At 41.8% G+C, this 21125-nt stretch carries 11 protein-coding genes; 9 read left to right on the top strand and 2 right to left on the bottom strand.

Annotated features, from left to right (window positions below):
• The first annotated feature begins 442 nt into the window (after window positions 1-442).
• The 9 genes from FA047_RS05290 to FA047_RS05250 all read left to right on the top strand — a co-directional run bounded on the left by FA047_RS05290 (window position 443) and on the right by FA047_RS05250 (window position 12731).
• The gene (locus FA047_RS05290; RefSeq protein ID WP_136834920.1) at window positions 443-1000 is read left to right on the top strand and encodes an RNA polymerase sigma-70 factor; all 558 of its coding nucleotides are present in this window, start codon (window positions 443-445) and stop codon (window positions 998-1000) included.
• Between the two features lie 76 nt (window positions 1001-1076).
• Complete coding sequence (locus tag FA047_RS05285) at window positions 1077-2234, top strand: FecR family protein (RefSeq protein ID WP_136834919.1); 1158 nt, start codon at window positions 1077-1079, stop codon at window positions 2232-2234.
• A 250-nt stretch (window positions 2235-2484) separates the two neighbouring features.
• Window positions 2485-5844, top strand: coding sequence for a TonB-dependent receptor (locus FA047_RS05280; protein ID WP_225872635.1), 3360 nt, complete (start codon window positions 2485-2487; stop codon window positions 5842-5844).
• 19 nt (window positions 5845-5863) lie between these two features.
• Window positions 5864-7708, top strand: a complete 1845-nt coding sequence (locus FA047_RS05275; protein ID WP_136834918.1) for a RagB/SusD family nutrient uptake outer membrane protein — start codon at window positions 5864-5866, stop codon at window positions 7706-7708.
• A 186-nt stretch (window positions 7709-7894) separates the two neighbouring features.
• Window positions 7895-9394 (top strand): alpha-L-fucosidase, encoded by a 1500-nt coding sequence (locus FA047_RS05270; protein WP_136834917.1) that lies wholly within the window; start codon window positions 7895-7897, stop codon window positions 9392-9394.
• Between the two features lie 42 nt (window positions 9395-9436).
• Entirely contained in the window at window positions 9437-10288 is an 852-nt protein-coding gene (locus FA047_RS05265; RefSeq protein ID WP_136834916.1) for a dienelactone hydrolase family protein, read from the top strand.
• 140 nt (window positions 10289-10428) lie between these two features.
• Window positions 10429-10734: an RNA recognition motif domain-containing protein gene (locus tag FA047_RS05260; RefSeq protein ID WP_136834915.1), complete on the top strand. Its 306-nt coding sequence runs from the start codon at window positions 10429-10431 to the stop codon at window positions 10732-10734.
• Window positions 10735-10837: 103 nt separating this feature from the next.
• Complete coding sequence (locus tag FA047_RS05255) at window positions 10838-12064, top strand: sterol desaturase family protein (protein WP_136834914.1); 1227 nt, start codon at window positions 10838-10840, stop codon at window positions 12062-12064.
• Window positions 12039-12731, top strand: a complete 693-nt coding sequence (locus tag FA047_RS05250; protein WP_136834913.1) for a lysoplasmalogenase — start codon at window positions 12039-12041, stop codon at window positions 12729-12731. Before FA047_RS05255 ends, FA047_RS05250 begins: the two co-directional genes overlap by 26 nt.
• Here the strand turns inward: FA047_RS05250 and pbpC are convergent.
• Entirely contained in the window at window positions 12728-15124 is a 2397-nt protein-coding gene (pbpC, locus tag FA047_RS05245; protein WP_136834912.1) for a penicillin-binding protein 1C, read from the bottom strand. The genes FA047_RS05250 and pbpC overlap by 4 nt on opposite strands.
• Window positions 15125-15384: 260 nt before the next feature.
• Window positions 15385-20967 (bottom strand): alpha-2-macroglobulin family protein, encoded by a 5583-nt coding sequence (locus FA047_RS05240; protein ID WP_136834911.1) that lies wholly within the window; start codon window positions 20965-20967, stop codon window positions 15385-15387.
• Window positions 20968-21125: the final 158 nt, after the last annotated feature.

Below are 21125 nucleotides of genomic sequence, written 5' to 3'. Positions count from 1 at the left end.
TGACTTATAGGGTATAAAAGTCACGAAAATTTATTTACCAAACAATATTACTCCATAAAAAAAGAAACGGAGGTAAACCTTTCAGTCTACCCCCGCTAAATTAACGCTCTCATTTATATAAACGAACTAACTATGCAAATGGTTTTTAGAAATTGAAAATATTTTAAAAAGAAACAGGGATAGACCTCTTGGGTGTATCCCTGTTATAATGATGGTCGGCCCACCACAGACCAACCTAAACCAAACAAACTGCAACTATAACAGCAAACATTGTGCAAATGTTTTCACAAAAAGAATAAAAAACATTCCCATGACAATAAATGCTCTATAGCTATGAAAAGCAGACCTTGAATGCCAAAATCACTTAATGATTTGATAAAATCATTAAATAAATAATTTTATAATTCGCTTCCTTTGATAAAGCTAAATATAGACAGGTACCATGTTTACAATACATAACTGTGATGATTTCCATACATTACCCGAAAAAGTATTCAAAAAATACTATTCGAGATTATGTGATTTTGCCTGTTATCTATTAAAGGACCAGGATGCCGCTGAAGATATTGTACAAGATGTGTTCATCGTATATCTGGAGGAGCATGAAAGGATTTCGCCTCATCCGGACGCAGTTAAATCATTTCTTTATTCATCGGTCAAAAACGCCTGTCTCAATAAAATAAGACATCTAAAGGTCGTAGATGGTTATCATAAAAAATTTCCGCTTGATATACTTGATGACCCACAAACGCTCAATGGAATTATTCATGCAGAAGTTCTTTCCGAAATTCATGAAGCAATAAATGCACTGCCAGAGGGCTGTGCTCTGGTACTTAAATACGGATATCTGGAGGGGCTGCAAAACCGTAAAATCGCAGAATTATTAAATATAAGCCTCAATACCGTAAAAAGTCAGAAACAAAGAGCCTTACAATTGCTCAGATTAAAGCTTAGTGATACTGCATTTACAACTTTAATAACCTTAATGTCAGTAATATAGAAATATTTTTATAATATCTTCCACCCATTTCCGGCTTTCAGGTTCCTTTGTTATATAAACCAATACCGAACCTTGCATGCAAAACGAATCTTTTGAATGGGCACAGTTAATTTCTGGTTACCTGCTAAACAAACTCTCTGAAGAGGATGAAATCAGGTTCATGGATTTAGTTGCCAATGATCCCGAAAAGAAAGCAATATTGGATTATTATAAGCATACTGCTCCCGCTCAGGAGCGTTTAAATTACATCAATAGTCTTGACATTGAAACTGCATGGCAAAAAACTACTCAGCGCCATAACAAAAAACAAAAGAAGACTAAATGGCCAAATCTCATCAAATATGTTGCAGCATTAGTTGTTTTAACCTGTTCTGTTGCTTTATGGTTTATGCTCAACAGGAACGATCAGGGGATAGTAGCAGATCATGTCTATCATTATAAGAATGATGTATTGCCAGGAAACAATAAAGCGCAGCTCATCTTATCTGATGGAAGAAAGGTGACTCTCGACGCCAACAAAATCTCGCTGATTGAGAAAAATGGAACAAAACTGGTCGGCAGTTCCGGCGAATTGGTGTATACCAATATCAATGAAAACGATAAACACGAAGACTTATACAATACTTTAATCGTTCCCCGCGCAGGTATTTATAACCTCCAGCTTCCAGATGGCACCAGGGTATGGTTAAATGCGATGTCTGAATTACGTTTCCCGTTAAAATTCAGTGACAATGAGCGAAGAATAGAATTAAGGGGAGAGGGGTATTTTGAGGTTGCTAAAGATGCTGAACACCCATTTAAAATTGCATTAAATGGCTCGGAAATAGAGGTTTTAGGAACAACATTCAATACCTCATGCTACGGAAATATTGCTAAAACTACTTTAATAGAGGGCTCCGTTAAAATCAAAAACAGCCAAAAGAACGGTTTCTTAAAGCCGGGACAGCAAGGAATAGTTCAATCTTCCGGATTAGAAATTTCAAGAGGTGATATAGATAAAGCCACAGCCTGGAGAAAAGGATATTTCTATTTCAGTAATGATGCCATTCAACCTGTTTTGGAAGAAATAGCCCGCTGGTACGACTTAAAGATAACCTATAAAACGAAAATGCCATCGATTCATATTGGAGGCAGTATAAGCAGAAAAGTAAAATTGAGCGAAGTACTTCAGATGCTAAAAGATGTGAGTAACCTGTCATTTGAAATAGATGGCAGGAACCTAACCGTAAACTAACCAAATAATAGACCTAAACGAGAATTTATGACCTAAAACAAATCTACTAAACCTATTTGTGCCTGTTTACGAAATTAATACCGAGAGTGTACCACCACTCCCGGTAAATATTCAAGGCCTACAAATTACATTTTAAATCAGCAACGTATTTTTTCAACCTTAAACCAACGAAAGTATGAATTTCTTTTGTCACGGACAAAAACTTGACAATGGGGTGCTCTCCCCCGGTATTTTAATAATTTTTAGAATTATGAAACTTACCCTTTTAATGATAATTGTTCTTCAGGTGGGTGTATATGCGAGCGGTAAAGCTCAACAAGTATCATTATCCGTAAAAAATGCCAACCTTAAGCAGGTATTTTCTGAATTGAATAAACAAACAGGTTATCGCTTCCTTTATAATGAAGAGATCATCAATAAGTCAGTTCCGGTTACAGTCCATCTCCAGAATGTGGACATTAAAACCATTTTAAACAAAGTGTTGGGCAAAGCCAGTCTGGACTTTAAAATTCGCGGTGAAACCATCACGATCGTAAGTGCAGATGAAACTATTAAAAAACTTAAAATAGTAGAAACGGATGTCCGAGGATCGGTAAAGGATTCTACGGATATGCTTCCTATGCCGGGGGTAACCATTTTTGTTAAAGACAAGCCTTCAATAGGTACGACTACAGATTTAAACGGCAAGTATTTTCTTACTGTACCTGATGGTTCAGTACTCGTATTCAGTTCCATAGGCTATATTAAGCAGGAAATCCCTGTAAGTGGACGTGGCGTTATTGATGTAGTGCTGAAAGCTGATAAATCAGACCTGAATGAAGTTGTGGTTATCGGCTTCGGAAAACAGAAAAAGGAAAGCGTAGTTAGTTCATTATCTACTGTTAAAGGAACTCAATTGCGATTTCCGACCAGAAGTTTGTCGAACAACCTGGCAGGTCAGATTGCCGGGTTAATTGCCATCCAGCGATCTGGTGAACCCGGCTATGACAACTCCGAATTTTTCATACGCGGCATCAGTTCATTTAGCGGAGGCACCAGTCCTTTAATTCTGGTCGATGGTATCCCCAGATCAATGAATGATATTGAACCGGATGAGATTGAAACTTTTACCTTATTAAAAGACGCAGCAGCGACAGCTGTTTACGGAGCTGAGGGTGCAAATGGGGTAATCATCATCACTTCGAAAAGGGGGATTGCCCAAAAAACCAAGATCTCCTACAGGGGCGAATACAGTAACCTGGAACCAACAAGACTTCCTGAATTTCTAGGCTCCGTTGATTACATGAGTCTTTACAACGAATCTCTCAAAAACGAAGACAAGTCGCCTATTTTTAGCGACGAATTAATCGGCAAATACGCGTCAGGTACAGATCGAGATTTATATCCGGATGTAAAATGGCTCGACCTGCTTCGTGACCACACCTATAATACACGTCATACCTTAAATTTCAGAGGGGGAGGTGATATCGCAAAGTATTTTGTTTCGGGCGCCTACTTTAAGGAAAGTGGTATCTTTAAAAATAACCCACTGGCCCAGTACAACAACAATATCGGTCTTCAGCGTTACAATCTAAGAAGTAACATTGATTTAAATGTCACTAAAACCACCATTTTGAGAGTAGATTTAAGTGGTGCTTATCTTAAGACCAATTATCCTGGTGTTGGCACAGGGACTATCTTTTCCAACATGACCACGGCACCTCCATACCTTTTTCCTATGGTTTTTTCTGATGGTACTATTGCAGGTCACCCCAGAGCCAGTAACAACAGGATCAACCCTTACAATCAGCTCATGGAATCTGGCTATGCTAAAGAATGGAGGAGCAATGTACAGTCTAGATTGGACATAGAACAAAAACTGGACTTCTTAACACAAGGCTTAACGGTTAAGGCCGTAGTAAGTTACGACGCTGCATCTACCTATACCATGTCGCGCACACGTACTCCATTTCAGTATATATCAACCTCGAGGGATGCCAACGGCAAACTGCTATATACCAGAAATGGGGTAGCGGGAAGTCCGGATTTTGGTGAGCCTGCGGAAGGCAGCAGTGGTCAGAGAAACATTTACCTGGAAAGTTCCTTAAATTACAACCGTGTATTCGGCAATAACCATTCAGTAACTGGTATGTTGCTGACTTACCAAAAGGAAACACAAACCCAGACTGAAGCTCTGGCTTTTAGAAAACAGGCCTATGTTGGTCGAGCGACTTACAATTATGCCAGCAGATACTCAATTGAAGCCAATTTTGGTATTACAGGAAGTGAAAACTTTGCCGATGGATACCGCTTCGGAATATTCCCTGCAGTAGGTGTGGCATGGTATCCAAGTAATGAAAAGTTCTATCCTGAAAAACTTAAAGAGATCATTTCTTCGCTGAAGTTTAGAGCATCAATAGGACGTACTGGAAATGATAACGTAGGTGGTAGCAGGTTCTTGTACCGTGCCACATTCAATAAAGCCGCAGGTGGGTATCCATTGGGAATTGGAGGTACAGGCGGACTAAACAGTTTGGCAGGTGTGATTGAAGGTCTATTTGATTCACCATTCCTTAGCTGGGAAATCGAAGACAAAAAGAATTACGGGGTAGATGTAGAACTATTTAAAGGAGCTGTAAGTATGCAAGTAGATTATTTTGATAATTTCCGTAAGAATATCTTACTACAACGCAGAACTGTATCTGGTGTAACGGGATTCAGGGCCAATCCATGGCAGAACTTCGGAAAAGTATCCAACCATGGTATCGATGCAAGTCTTAATGTCACTCAAAACATCGGTCAGGCCAAACTAACCTATAGAGGAAATCTCACTTTTGCCAGAAACAAAATTCTTGAATATGACGAAGTCCCTCAGTTATATCCATGGATGAACATCACCGGAACAAGACTAAACAGCCCAAATCTTTATGTAGCTGATGGTTTGTATGCCAATGATGATTTTACCCTCACCACCAATCCTGACGGCACAAGAAACTATGTTCTGAAAGCAGGACTACCCGTTTCGTCACTAAGCGCCGGTGTTCGTCCCGGAGACATTAAGTACAAAGATCTGAACGGCGACAAATTGATCAATCAATTTGACCAGACCAGGGAATATGGCAATCCAGCCGTACCTGAACTCATTTATGGTTTCGGTATGAATGTAGATTACAAAGGTTTTTATGCCAGTTTATTCTTTCAGGGCGCAGGAAATACCTCTACTGTATTCGGTGGAAATGCACCGCAAAGCTTTTTCCCTTTTACTTACGGATTTGATGAATCATCGGTACGAAAAGAAGGTCTAAACCGCTGGACAGAACAAAATCCGAGTCAGGATGTGCTTTATCCAAGATTGCATTCTGTGTCTTTTGGCAATAATACAGCACAAAGTACATGGTGGCTTAGGGATGCAAGTTTTATCAGGTTAAAAAATGCCGAAATAGGATATCGCTTTCCTAAAAACTGGCTAAAGAAAATCGGACTGGAAACAGGTCGTGTTTATTTGATGGGCAATAATATTTATGTCTGGGACAGCATAAAAATGTGGGATCCGGAAATCGGAAACGCCAATGAAGGTATGAACTACCCATTGCCGCGCACCTACACTTTTGGCCTCGAGTTCAATTTATAACCATTTAAAGCAATTAATAATGATTAAGAAATACATATCAATAGCTGCATTAACTTTCGTATTGTTAAACATCAGTGCATGCAAGAAAAATTTCCTGGATGTATCCAGCGAATTGGCCAGCCAGTTGACAATGGAAGAGATATTTTCTAATGCAACTTATTCCAGACAGTGGCATAGAAACATATTTACAGGGATTGTAAATTCTTCTGGCATAATACTAAATACAGGAAGTGGGGGTGTAACAGGTCTTGACAACCCATGGCCCGCTTTTACTGATGAGTTAAAAAATGCTCAGGGTACTTTAAGAAGCACCACTTCAACAGGCTACAACGCAGGAAGCGCACCCTTCTCTCGCTGGAACCTCTTTCAATTGATCCGCCAGGCAAATATATTTTTGGAGAAAGCTGTAGTTATACCCAACACAGGAGGAACAGATTTTATTGAAGAAGCAGAACTCACGAAGATGAAAGCACAAGCACGTTTTCTAAGGGCTTATTACTATTATCTGTTGTTTGAACTATACGGTCCCGTTCCAATCCTTGATAAATCTGTTGACCCAGGCTCTTCGGAATTGGATTTTGAAAGGAACAGTGTCGACGAAGTAGTGAAATTCATCAGTGACGAACTTACGGCTGTAGCTAATCAATTGGACATCCAGATTACTGATCAAAACTTCCTCGCTCTTCCTACCAAAGGTGTAGCATTGGCAATTAAAGCTAAGCTATTGGTATATGCTGCAAGTCCTTTATTTAATGGAGAATTTCCAGAAGCTTTGGTGCTCACTAATCCAAGCGGCAAAAAGCTGTTCCCTGTGAAAGACGATACCAAATGGCAAAAGGCACTGACTGCACTGGAAGAATTTATCGAGTTCTCCAATGGAAAGTATGAGCTCTACCGTGCCAATACCAATGGAGTATATGATGTAGATAAAACCTTGTATGAAATGTTCATGAAGTACAACAATGAAATCATATGGGCTAATCCAAATGAACTCTGGGGAAATGTTGGTGGTGATGGAACTCAACGTCGTGCAACCCCGAGAAATCAGGGGCAGGGCTTTGCATGTATTGCAGTAACCCAGGAATTGGTTGATGATTTCTTCATGAACGATGGCCTTCCTATTGAAGAATCCCCAGCTTATAGCGAAACCGGATTTTCTATAGCAGGAGAAGATCCGAGCAACAGGACTGAAGCAGGTACCTACAGGATGTGGGTAAAAAGAGAACCTAGATTTTATCAATCGGTTTTCTATCATGGCAGAAAGTGGCACGTTACAAATGGGGTGGTTAAATTCAACAAAGGAAACGGTAACGACAATTCTGCAGCTGATTATCCATGGTCTGGCTATCTGATGTACAAACGCATCAGCCGCATAGTACACAACACAGGCTCTAATCCCAAAACTGATTATCACCCCTCAATTATATTCCGTCTCGCAGAATTCTACCTCTTGTATGCCGAAGCGTTAAATGAAGTCCGTCCAAACGACCCTAAAATCATCGAATACGTAGATAAAATACGTGAAAGAGCAGGTATACCTAAACTTTCCGTGATCAAACCGGGTATCATAGGCAATAAAGACCTCCAAAGGGAAGCCATCAGAAGAGAAATGCGTGTGGAACTTTGCATGGAAGGCCAACGCTACTTCGACGTGCGCAGATGGATGATTGCCGGAAACGCTGTTGGTGATGGTGGCCAGGCGGGATCATTCTATGGAATGAACATGGCTGCCAATACTGAAGCAGACTTCTTCAAAAGAACAACTTACGAGACAAGGGTATTCAGCAAGTCCATGTATCTGTTTCCGATACCACTGACAGAAATACAAAAAAGTAAAAAGCTAATCCAAAACCCGCTTTGGTAAAAACACTGGTTTAATGCTCCGTTAAAATGAGTGTGCCCGCAAGGACACCTCATTTTTCTGTTTTAACAACAGATCAGATGATCAAATAAAGCCAAAATAGTTTAATCTTTAGATAGAATGGTTCAATAAACATCCTTACAAAATCCGTTACTTGAAATCGGCTTAAATCAAAACATATCACACAAAATGAAAATATATAAATTAATACTACCTGCCTTATTCTTAAGCGGAATTGCAAATGCGCAACAGAATTTCACCATCATAAAACCAGGTGAAACACAAGATCAAATCATTAGCAAAGCAGCCAGCATTACACCTAGTCCGAGGCAACTCAGATGGCAGCAACTTGAACTAACCGCATTCTTTCATTTTGGCGTCAATACATTTTCCAACAGGGAATGGGGAACGGGAAAAGAAGATCCCAAAATCTTTAATCCAACGAAACTGGATGCGGATCAATGGGTGAGGGTTACGAAAGAAGCAGGATTCAAACAGATCATACTAACGGCCAAGCATCATGATGGTTTTTGCTTATGGCCAACTAAATCAACAAATCATTCTGTAAAGAGCAGCCCATGGAAAAATGGAAATGGTGATGTAGTGAAAGAAGTTGCAGAAGCCTGTAAGAAATACAAGATCGGGTTTGGTATTTATCTTTCTCCGTGGGATATGAACGCACAGTCCTATGGAACGGATGCTTACAACGATTTCTTTATTACACAACTTACAGAACTACTTACACAATACGGAAGGGTGGATGAGGTGTGGTTTGATGGCGCAAACGGTGAAGGACCAAATGGTAAAAAGCAGGTTTACGACTTCAACCGCTGGTACACTCACATCCGAAAATTACAGCCTACAGCTACCATCGCTGTTATGGGGCCAGATGTAAGGTGGGTTGGTACCGAAACAGGCTACGGAAGAGAAAGCGAGTGGAGCGTGTTGCCGGCAAATAACCTGGATCAAAATGCCGTATCAGCGAATTCTCAGACAGAGATGAACATCAAACCTTCAGGATTCCTGCAAGGCTCGGATATAGGCGGAAGAGATAAACTCAAGAATGCAAAAGGACTGGTTTGGTATCCTGCAGAAACAGACGTTTCTATTAGACCAGGGTGGTTTTACCACAAAGCTGAAGACAGTAAAGTAAAGACTCCTGAAAAGCTGCTGGACATATATTATCATTCTGTGGGGAAAAACGGCGTATTGTTGTTAAATATTCCTCCGGACACAGATGGACTGATCAGTGAAAGCGATGTAGCCAGTCTTAGGGGCTGGACGCGTCTCCGCGAACAAACCTTCAAAACAAACCTTTTAAAAGGTGCGGCAGTCAAATCGGTAAATGGTATCAATACAAAAGCAATGCTCGATGATCAATACAAGACCTACTGGACTACAAAAGGAAAAGACAGCACTGCAGTTATTGAACTGGAGTTAAAAACTACATCAACATTCGATGTCATCTCTCTCCAGGAAAACATTACAATAGGACAGCGTGTAGAAAGGTTTAGTCTGGAATACTGGGATGGCAATTCATGGAAGACAGCGACCAAAGGAACAACTATTGGTTACAAGCGTCTCATAAAATTTGATGCCGTAACCGCAAAAAAAGTAAGGCTCAACATAGAATCTTCAAGACTGAATCCAACAATTTCTCAGTTAGGTTTGTACAAACAAACCAAATAAGCGCTATCTTGTTAGTCCTCAGTAAACTTAATCATTACCGATATGGATCAGAAAATCATTAACCTGTACGACGAATACACACACACCGGTCTGAGCAGGAAGGAATTCATGAAAAAGCTAGCCATCATTACGGGCAGCACAGCATTGGCTTTAACAGTATTACCTCTCCTGGAAAACAACTATGCCGCTGCCGCAACATTAAATGAAGATGAGCTTAGCGTTGAAGACATCACTTACCCGGGAGCAGAGGGCGATGTGAAAGCCGTACTTGCTAAACCTAAGGATAAAAAGAACCTGGGCTGTGTGGTAGTGATTCACGAAAACAGGGGATTAAATCCACACATCATCACGGTAACCAAAAGACTGGCTGCTGAAGGTTTCATCGCAATGGGAATAGACGCACTGTCTCCTTTCGGTGGTACACCTGCTGATGAAGACAAAGGCAGGGAGCTCATCGGTAAACTGGATCCGGAGAAGAACCTTCAAAATTACCTGAAGGGACTGGAGTATTTGAGGAGCCGAAAAGATGGCAATGGCAAAACAGGATGTATGGGTTTTTGCTGGGGAGGGGCAATGTCCAATAAACTGGCTGTCGCAGATCCAAAACTACTGGCTGCCGTGGCTTATTACGGTACTCAGCCCAAAAGTGAAGATGTTCCTAAAATTAAAGCCAGCATCATGCTTCATTACGGAGGCTTGGACGAGCGGGTTAACGCGGGCATCCCTGCATATGAAGCGGCCTTGAAGGAGAATAAAATAGATTATAAGCTCTATATTTATGAAGGGGTAAATCATGCCTTCAATAATGACACTTCGCCGACAAGATACAACGAAGCAGCAGCCAAGCTTGCCTGGCAGCGCACTGTGGGTCTGTTAAAGGATAAATTGACCTAAATATTGGGATTTAATACCTGCTTCAAACAAAATATTCTTTTGTGTGTTACAACCTATAATAAACAATTATACTTATAACTGACACTTACATTGGAATTTAAGCAAAAAATGCTTACTTTTGTACAAATTTTTAGACATTAATGAAGATATTTATTACAGGCCTTCCGTTAGAAGTAGGGGAAGATGAATTAACAGCCGTATTTGGTGATTTCGGTCAAGTAAAATCACTTAGGATTATCAAGGATCGTGAAACTGGTCAAAGTCGTGGTTTTGGTTTCGTGGAAATGCCGGTAGATGAAGAGGCAAAAGAAGCGATCAAACGCATGAACGGTGGCGATTACAACGGTAACCGTATTAAAGTGGCTGAAGCGCAGGAAAAACCAAACACTGGCGGAAACGGTGGTGGTGGTTTCAAACGTAACAACCGCACAGAAAAAAGCTACTAACTAGCTTTTTTCTATTTCAGTTTACTGATTCTATTTTTTAATATATTAGAGCAGCAGTGATGACTATGTCATTATTGCTGCTTTTTTTTATTAAATTGTAGTCATGAATGTAGATTATATTGCATTGTCGGTCCCTATTTTCTTTATCCTGATAGGTATTGAAATTGCATATACCTTCTACAAAAAACTCAATTATTACCGGCTCAACGATTCTATCTCGAATCTGAGCCAGGGCATAGGCCAACAGATTATCGGTATCTTTATGAAAACGGCGCTCTTCTTTGGCTACAAATACATATTCGAAAACTGGCGCCTATTTGACATTCCAAATAACATATGGACCTGGATCATTCTATTTATCGGCGTTGATTTCTTTTATTATTGGTTTCATAGAATGAGCCATCAGGTCAATGCATTATGGGCCGCGCATATCGTGCACCACCAGTCCGAAGAATATAACCTTACCGTAGCACTGAGGCAGTCCTGGTTCCAAAGCTGGTTTTCCTGGGTATTTTACCTGCCGCTTGCCTTTGTAGGTTTCGATCCGGTGATGTTCCTTACGCTCAGCGCTTTTAATACCTTATATCAGTTTTGGATCCATACTAGGGCCATTAAAAGCCTCGGCCCTCTGGAATACATTCTAAACACGCCTTCGCACCACCGTGTCCATCACGGCTCTAATCCAAAATACATCGATAAAAATCATGCAGGTACATTGATCATCTGGGATATGATGTTTGGTACATTCCAAAAGGAAGAGGAGGATGTGTACTACGGGATTACTACACCTTTAGCAAGTTGGAACCCTGTTTGGGCCAATCTTCACTATTGGGATGAACTGTGGCGTACTGCTAAACAAAGTCCGTCATGGAGGGATAAGATCAGGGTATTTCTCAAACCTCCCGGATGGTTTCCTGCACACATGGGTGGTTTCAAGCCTGCTCCTGAAATAGATCCGCTCAATTACAGTAAATACAATCCTGAATACCACAATAAGCTTTCAGGTTATGTGTTGCTACACTTTGTTGTAGGCTTAATTGCCGGATCGTCCATTTTGTTTCTCCATCAAACGTTACCGATACTTCCTGTAGTCATCGGTACCATTTTCGTCATACTTACTTTACTGACCTGCGGTGCATTGCTGGAAGGAAAGAAATGGCTGATTTATTTTGAATATTCCCGACTTATCCTCGGTATTTTAATAGTTTTGCTCCTGGAATTCCCGATAGGATACCAGGTCATATTCTCAGGCATACAGATCATTTCTATTATCTGGTTCTATAACCTTCAAAAAATCAATACTAATGCTGAAGAAATACCCGAAGTTTAACCTCCTGTTCGCCACCATATTTATCCTGCAGCTGGTAGCAGAATTCAATCAATTGCATACATTGAGACTCATCGTCAAGCCGCTGATTGTAATCTCTTTACTGATCATGTTCTGTCTGAGCACCGGTGGTCTCAAAGGGCGTTTTCACAAACGCCTGTTTGCCGGACTATTCTTCGCACTCGCCGGAGATGTATTCCTCATGTTCAACAACCTGAATACTTCTTTTTTCATGTATGGACTCATTGCATTCCTGACCTGCCACATTTGTTATACCAGCGCATTCTATCTCGATTTCCGTTCTGCGCCTGAACTTGATAAAAAGGGAGCGAGGATCGCCATTGCATTATGTTTCATTTTCAGCATCAGCTTTTATTTCTTCCTCCGCCCGTACCTGGGCATCATGAGGGTTCCGGTACTGGCATATACAATCATTATTAGTTTGATGATGATGATGGCAGCATTCAGGAACATGCGTGTAAATAAGGAGAGTTTCCAACTGATCTTTACCGGAGCTATATTTTTCCTTTTATCAGATTCTATTCTCGCTTACAACAAGTTTGTAACCGAACTGCCACATGCGGGTGTACTGATCATGGGAACTTATATGATTGCTCAATACCTGATCACCATCGGAGGGATAGAGCGTCAGCTGATCCACAGGGATTAATCTTTTTCTTTTTCCAATACAGTAAATACCTGTACCAGCCGTTCGCCGTTTTCATCCACCAGAGTCAGCGTGTGTTTACCTGGCGCCGGACTAACGGCCAACTGATGGTAATCTTTTGTGGTGGCTATATATTCATTATCAATATGCCAGTAGATCATCATACCCTGATTGCGGTGTGTAGCATTTAATACCACTTTACCGCGTGTCCCATCAAATTCTATGGGTATATAGACACTGGCATTGTTCTTCGGATAGATCATATCCATCACGTAATTTCCTCCACCATCATCACAGCCGGCTTTAAATGGAGGGAGGTCTTTATAGTCGCTGTTCTTGATCTTATAATAATATTCCATCGCCGGAGGCAGTACAAACCAGGCTTTATGTACCATCATCGAGGGAGCTTCGCAGGCATCGGTCACCCGGTAGGTCGTCGTCCTGTCCAGGTGTACCATCTTATGGTATGGACATAAGGTTGTTTTTTCTCCGGCCGGAGAAACCTGCTCCAATACCTTATCTGTACAATATTCACCTGCCTTATAACCGCTTTTACGACATACCACAATATTCTTCAGCTGATTGGCTGGTTTTTTAAACCACTTACCTGAAGGCAGTAGCTTAAAAATATCAAACAGAACAGGGGCTGCAGCGTCAATGCCCGTTAGGCCCGGCCGGCCTTCACCATCTGCATTTCCAACCCATACACAAACCACATAGTCCGGATTCAGTCCGATAGCCCAGGCATCCCTGAACCCAAAACTGGTCCCTGTTTTCCATGCCAGTCTTTGCGAGGAAGAAAACTGCTCCCACAATCCTTCTTCACCTGGCCTCATCAGCTCCTCCATGGCGTTAAAAGTATTCCATATGGAACCATAATCCAATACAGAAGCAACTTCCGTTTCAAAGTCGTCAAAACGATCATCTCTTTTTCCGGCGATGTAAACAGGCACATCATAATCATGCGGATTGTATTTCCCTTTATAGTCATTAAAGTGGTTCAGTGTTCTGGCCATGCCCATATAGGTCTTAGCCAGATCCCACATGGTGACCTCACTGCCCCCAAGTATCAATGACAGTCCATAATGATCTGCTGGTTTATTTAAAGTACTAAGCCCCATGCGCTTCAGTTTATCATAGAAGCGCTGGTACTTATAATTCTGAAGCATTTTCACCGCAGGGATATTCAATGACCTGCTCAACGCCTTATCAGCGGGAATGGCACCGTCATAACCCAGGTCATAGTTTTGTGGCGAATATCCTCCGATTTGTGTGGGAACATCTGCAACGAGTGTTCTTGGCAATATAAAGCCATCATTCAGCATGCTGCCATACAACAATGGTTTAAGTGTACTACCGGGACTGCGTGCCGCTTTGATCATGTCCACATGACTTTCCAACTCCGCTACCTCAGGCTGATAAATGTTACCCACGTAGCTGATTACGCTGCCATTCCGCACATCCAGTACCATTGCAGCAATGTTATTGATGTCATTTGCCCGATATCGGTTATTGTACCGTTTCAATAAGCTATTTACCCGCAACTGAAGGTCATAGTTCAACGTTGACGTGATCCTTGTCGATTTAACAGCATCAGTACTTTTACTCAATGAAGTATATTCACTTTTAAACCTATTGAGCAGGTGAGGAGCATATTGCGGAAGCTCAAGTGGCTTCCCGGGTATCGGCTCCAGTTTAGAAAGTTGCGCAGTCTGTACATCGATGATTCCAAGACGGGCCATCTTGTCCAGCAGGTCATTCCGCTTTTTAATCAGCTTGGGCGAGTTCTTACCCGGATGCACCAGCGAAGGACTATTTGGCAATACAGCGAGTGTAGCCATCTCACCCCAAGACAAGCTTTTCGCACTTCTCCCAAAATAGCGCCATGCTGCTGCATCAAGTCCCACCACATTGCTTCCAAATGGCGCATTTGCAGCGTAAAGTTTTAAAATATCCTGCTTGGAGTTTGAAAACTCCAGTCTGAACGCCAAAAGCACCTCAATCAGTTTTTGAATCATTGTTCTGCTTTCACGTCTGTATAAACGCACTACCTGCATGGTTATCGTACTCCCGCCACTTACCACCCGTCGGGCTTTTACATTCAGCCTCATGGCCCTGGACAAGGCCAGTATATCTACCCCAGGATGTCCATAAAACCGTTTATCTTCAAAAGCAACAATACATTTCGCAAATTTGTCAGGCACAGTATCCGCTGCAGGAAACCGCCACTGTCCGTCTTTTGCAATTGCCGCACTCAGCAATTCCCCGTTTGAAGCCTCCACTACATAAGAAGTAGGGAATTTAAAAAGCTTTGAAGGCAGCGAAAATAGGAATATCAGCACCGCCACAAGGCATACCATATCCGTAACAAGAATAATTTTTTGTCTCTTTAACATTCCTCTTTTACACTATTCTAGTTCGTCTGTTGCCATCGTAATTCGTCATCTCGACGACGGGAGAGATCTCTTGAACTATATTATAACCAAGAGATCCCTCGAAATTCGGGATGACGTGATGTTCACCAGGTAACATTTTTCCATAACAACTGATCTGTAATAAATCAATTGTTATGGAAAAATTTGCTACTGTTTTACGTTTCTTTATTGGGTTCATTAAGTATTTACTGATCAATGTATGGCCAAGGTTATAAAACTAACTATTTAATCACCTGAACCCATTTACCATTCTCAGTTGCGCTGATCGTGTTGTTGTACATCGCTTCGCATTGTACTGCCGACAGGTAATACCTGCCTATGTAAGATGCATTCAGCAATACCTTATATACTACTGTTTCATTCTCTCTCAGATTGAAATAAGTAAATACCCGGTCGTCCCTGATGTCCCTGTAAGTATATGGAGATGAAGCGATAATGCTTTCATTATCGTTCACCCTGGTATTGATGATCTCCCAGCCTGAAGGGAAGATCTGTGTTAATGCCATTTGCTCATAATATCCCATTCTGCCCGGATTCTTAATCGTTACCTCAGCATAGAAATCGGTACCTTGTCTCAAGCTAACCGGATCTATAGCCTTTCCGTTCAGCAATTTATAACTCACATTCAAATCCATTACCGCCGGATCATTAGGCAGGAAATTGTTCTGCCCGGCAGCAGGCTGACCTTGCAGAATCAAACGGGCAAACAACACACGGCTTCCCGTATTCGATACCGAAACTCCACCTTTAAACGAAAGCGGTGTGCTCATGATATACTGTCCTGTATTTACATTACCCTTCTTACCATCTATCGTATAATTATACTTGATGTTATTAGAAGCACTATTCTGTGCGCAGAATTTAGCAATGGCCAGTAAACTATAAGCTGTAGTCTGCGTACTGTACCAGGTATCCTGTCCTAATTTAGCTGCCAATGGCTGCAATAGATTGGCGGCATCACCTTTTCTTCCAAGCAGCGTTAATGTCTCTAAGATCATTGCTTCATCTCTCACTTCGGATCCATACGTGCCACCCAGTTGATTATAAGGTTTGATCTCTGTAGACAATCCCCTGATGAGACCATTTGCGGCATCTGCCTGTCCGGCAAGTTTATAAGCAGCAGCCAAACGCCATTTTGCCGTCACCGATAAATATTCAAAGCCTCTTAATCTGTTCATTGCCGCAATTTCAGGTCTTTTTGCCAACGCAAGAATATACAGACGATAAGATTGCAGCAGGTCGCCACCATAAAAGTTATTGCTGTTTGGCGACCAGTTATTCGCCTTGCTTTTTAAATAGCGCACCAGTTCGTCCAGCATGCCAACCGGAAGTGTATAACCCGCATTTTGAGCTTCAATTAAAAAATGACCTGCATAATTGCTGCCCCATTCATCTGAACTGCCAGCACCCGGCCAATAACCTAAACCTCCGTCAGGTGTCTGGAAACCTCGCAAACGCGTAATCCCTGCTTTAATATTCTTCTCTGTATTTGCTTTCTGCTGCTCATTCAGGACAGTCAGTTTATCCAAATACAATTGCGGGAACACACCAGAAGTTGTCTGCTCCACACAGCCATGCGGATATTGCATCAGGTAACTCAGGCGTTTTTTAAGATTGATAGGAGGGATCGAAGACAATTCCACAGTACCTGAATTGGTGCCCGCCATTCCAATCGGTGCATAATTCACAGACCAGTTTGTACCCGGCTGTATCACTGCAGAGACTACATTGGTTACATATGGATTTGGATTTCTAATGTCCATTTCCACGTCATAAACAGCTTTTTCTGCTCCACTCTGAGCGATCAGTTTCACTTTTGCGATACCAATCATCTCAGGCGCTTTGATTTCAAAATAAGCAAGTTGTTCACCTGGTTTATTAAACCTCATTTGCTGCGTATTACCACCCACAACCTGTAAATTCTGTGCCTGTAATTGTACCGAAACATTTTTCAAATTAGGTTCTGTAGCAAATACTGTGGCAGGTAGGGTAAAGGTTTCACCCGGACCAATTACCCGTGGCAGGGTGGCCAACAACATCAATGGTTTCTTCACCTGCACAGATTTCTCTGCAAAGCCATAAGCCCCGTCTTGCCCGGCAACCACCATCGCCCTTACTGCTCCGATGTATTGAGGCAGTTTAAATTTGTGTGTCGCAGAACCGCCTTTCAAGGTATATGGCCCCATGTATTTCACAACCGGCACAAACCTGTTTGCCTTAGCCGGATTCAGGTTCCTGTTCACAGAACCATCACCACCAATGCTCAGGATGCGCTCCAGGTTGCCACCCCATGCACCCAATACATAATCAAATAAGTCCCAGGTCTTCACACCCAAACCTTCTCTCGCATAGAAAACAGCATGAGGATCAGGAGTTTTAAACCTGGTCAGATCCAGCAATCCTTCATCTACTATAGCAATCGTGTAAGTCATGGCCTTGCCCGACGCTTCCGATACCGTAATCGTACTTTCAGTCTCTGGCTTTAACTTGTCTGCCATTTTAATCACTGGTTTCAAAATCGTTTGCGGATCTTCGATCAATAGAGGAATAGCACCATACATCCTGATCGGCAAGTCATTCACCGTCTGTACATGTGGCTGCAGTAAGGTCACATTTGCAAACACGTTTGGCGCCATTTCTTTTTCCGCTTTAAACTTAAACTGGGTTTGTCCCGCTTTGGTGTCTGTCCAGAAGGTTTTCAAAACCCTGCTGCCATTCTCAATTGAAATCAGTGCCCTGCCGCCTTCGCCGGACGGAATAGTCAATACGACCTCTTCACCAACGCTGAACTTGGTTTTATTGGCGGTAAATGAAAGCATAGAGGCCTCAGTCGGATTGCTGCCCTGCTCACGCTGAGCCCATCCCGGCCAGTCGATATATATCGATTTACCGGTTACATGTCCGCCGTTTGCATCCCTCACTAAAATCAGGTAGCGTCCCCATTCCGGTTCATCAATCCTGACATTCCAACTGCCTTTACCATTAGAAAGTGTTATATTCTCTTTCTTAACCAGCTTATTATAAGAGTTCTGGGTGAAATTCGCAAAGGAATTTTCATTGTCCTGTTCCCACCACCAGCGCCATTGCACTTTATAAAGTTCCACATCAACAGTCTTACCACCATTCACCAGTTTACCATTTCTGTCTACATTCACGATCTCAATCTTATGGTCCCGACCGGTCAGCAGCATTCCGCTCATTTTGTCACCATCAGGAGTTTTTATCCCATAATAGTTGTTGTAAACATGGTAAGGAATACTGAAATTATCTATACTGAAATTACCGCCCGCTTCAAATACTTTAGTGGTAAAATTGGCCTTTAGCATACCGGGAGCAGTATTGTTCTCATTCAGACTGGTATTTACCTGGGCTACACCATTGTCATTTAAAGTCCCTTCAAAAATTGTTTTTACCTGTGATTGGAAAGTTACCGTTGGATTATCAAATGTATACGCATCAAAACCCTTAAATGTGGTTTTCATGGTATTCAGGTTCACGTCCACTTTAGCTTTCAGGTTTTTACCTGGAGCACCAAATAACCAGTTTGCCGATAACGTAGCATAAGATGCGCCGCCAATACCCAGGTAAGTCGCATTACCAATATTGAAGTTGATCTTCAATCGGTTCGGCATCACCGTTTCAATTTTTATCGTCTTGGTAAAAGTAGCACCACCGGCCTTTACTTTAGCCATCCAGTTACCAGTAGGTGAGGTACTTTCTGTAGCTGTTTTAAACGCATAGAAACCATTTAAAGGTTTACCATTAATGATCCGCTTAAATAACTGTCCCTGTGGATTATACAGCTCAAAAGTAACCGGATACCCGCCTGGCAGTTTTTTCAGTCTGTCTTCCAGGATAAAGGAAACGAATACCGAATCTCCAGGACGCCAAACACCACGCTCACCATATATAAATCCTTTCAAACCATTCTGTACCACATCGCCACCTACATCAAACCGGCTCAGAGGAAGTGAACCTCCATCGTCCATTTTGAGGTAGCCTCTTTCCGTACCATTTTTGGCGATCAGTAAGAAAGGCTTACGTTTCAGGTCAAAAGTAACCATTCCGTCACCATCAGTTTTTGCCGTATGGATTACCTGACGCTGGTAGTCAAGGAACTCCAGTTCCACACCACTCATTGGCTTCGCTGTAAGCAAATCAGTCGCGATAACCAGCATGCTGTTGTCGTTACCACGTTTAGCGATCAGCCCAATATTCGAGGCCATGATGTTTCTGCTGGCCCATTTATCATTCGTATAATAGGATGGGGTACAAGGATTTGCCCGGTCTTCCCAGCGATAATTGTTAGGGTAGTAGCTGTTGTACCTTTCCCAGAAATCATCATCCTCGTCTATTTTTTCGCCATATCCTTCATAACCATATTCATCTTCCGAATCACTATTACCCGATGCGGTGATCTCCGCACATTTAAATACATTATATTCCTGTCTGAAGCCTATTGTAATTCTGTACATGGCCCCGGGCTCTGTCTTGATCAATTTGTCCAGATCCAGGGTAAAGCGGTTTTTCTTGTGCAGGTCGAGTGCTTTGTCTTCATCCAGACGAATGACCTTTTGCACGATCGGCTTACCTACACGTCTGAGTTCACCACCGTCTTTATAACCATTGGTCTGAAAAAACTGAGGGATATTGTTTTCATAGATCTTAATCACTGTCACATCAACCGCTTTCAGGTTTACTGCCTCAAAAGGCAATACCAATTTACCTGAATTGGGCAGTATCGTGCCACTTCCGGCTATCACGACTGCAGGAAGTTTATTCTCGAAAACAATATTCGCAGATTTACCTGTAGTGAGTTTCCTGCCGGCAATGTTTTCTATGCCTTCATTTACTGTAAAGGTATAGTTACCTTCCAGCGCCGCAGCTGTATAAACCTTTACCTGGCTACCATCTATGGTAAACCTCAGATCCGTTTGTCCGGCAAGTGAAATTAAACCTGCTAAGTCCTGGGCCACACTCACAGGTTCTGAAAACTGCACCAAAGCGTAATCTTCCAGGTCCTGTACGGCTTTCATATCCAGAATCTTAAATACGCCAAGAGCCGGAACTGAAACTACAACAGTACCCTTTGCATCGGCGTCAATCGGGCTGCCCGACCAGTTCAGCTTCAGCACCTTGTCCGATTTTCCTTTTTTAATGCTGTCTATTGTAAAAGCATAGCTGTTCTTTTCTGGATTATGCTGCCATTTTACCTTCAGCGGCTGCTCAAAATCAAGTTCCAGAGATTTTTCTATAGCTTTGGCTTCCTCCTGATCAGAAGTAATGATTTCTCCTTTTAGCTTCATGTAATCCATAGAAGTATTGTTCTGGGATACCAAACCTTCCTGACTCAGACTCATGCCAGGTTTGATCACCCTGAACTCAAACTCAAAATCTTGCAGTCCTTCTTCGGTTTCGGTAACCTTAGCAAGGTCAAATGTCGCCTGATAATCTTCGCCGGGTTCAAGCGGCTCATCAGGCCTGAACTCAACCGTTTGGGCATCAATCCAGAACGTTTTGCCTTTTACGGAAGGAGAGAAGCTAAACAGATCTCTTGAATCTGCCACGCCTACATCGTTCATCGTTTTTACCTGACTGGCCAGATGCAGCCTGATAAAGCTCTTTTTGGAAATTGTACCGGAGGTATAGGCCTCTATGTACTTTGCATATTTCTGATTGTAATCATTGGGCTTGTCTTTTTTGAAGAAAAAGAATGAGCCAATGGCGAAGAGCACAAAGGCAACAGTTCCAATGATGATGCCCTTTTTGTTTTTCTGAATGAACAGGGGAAGATTGAATTTCATACAAATTAATTGAGATAGTAGATGAATGAAAATTAAGAAATAAATTGATTCTATTCTCACAATATTATACTTGTTTATAAAATGTTAGAAGATATATCAGTATTCTAACATTTTAATAATATAAATATTTCAATTTTACTCCTGCTTATTGACTTACA

This window comes from Pedobacter frigoris (genome assembly GCF_005116445.1).
Lineage (GTDB): Bacteria > Bacteroidota > Bacteroidia > Sphingobacteriales > Sphingobacteriaceae > Pedobacter > Pedobacter frigoris.
This window is presented reverse-complemented; position numbering and strand designations above follow the sequence as displayed.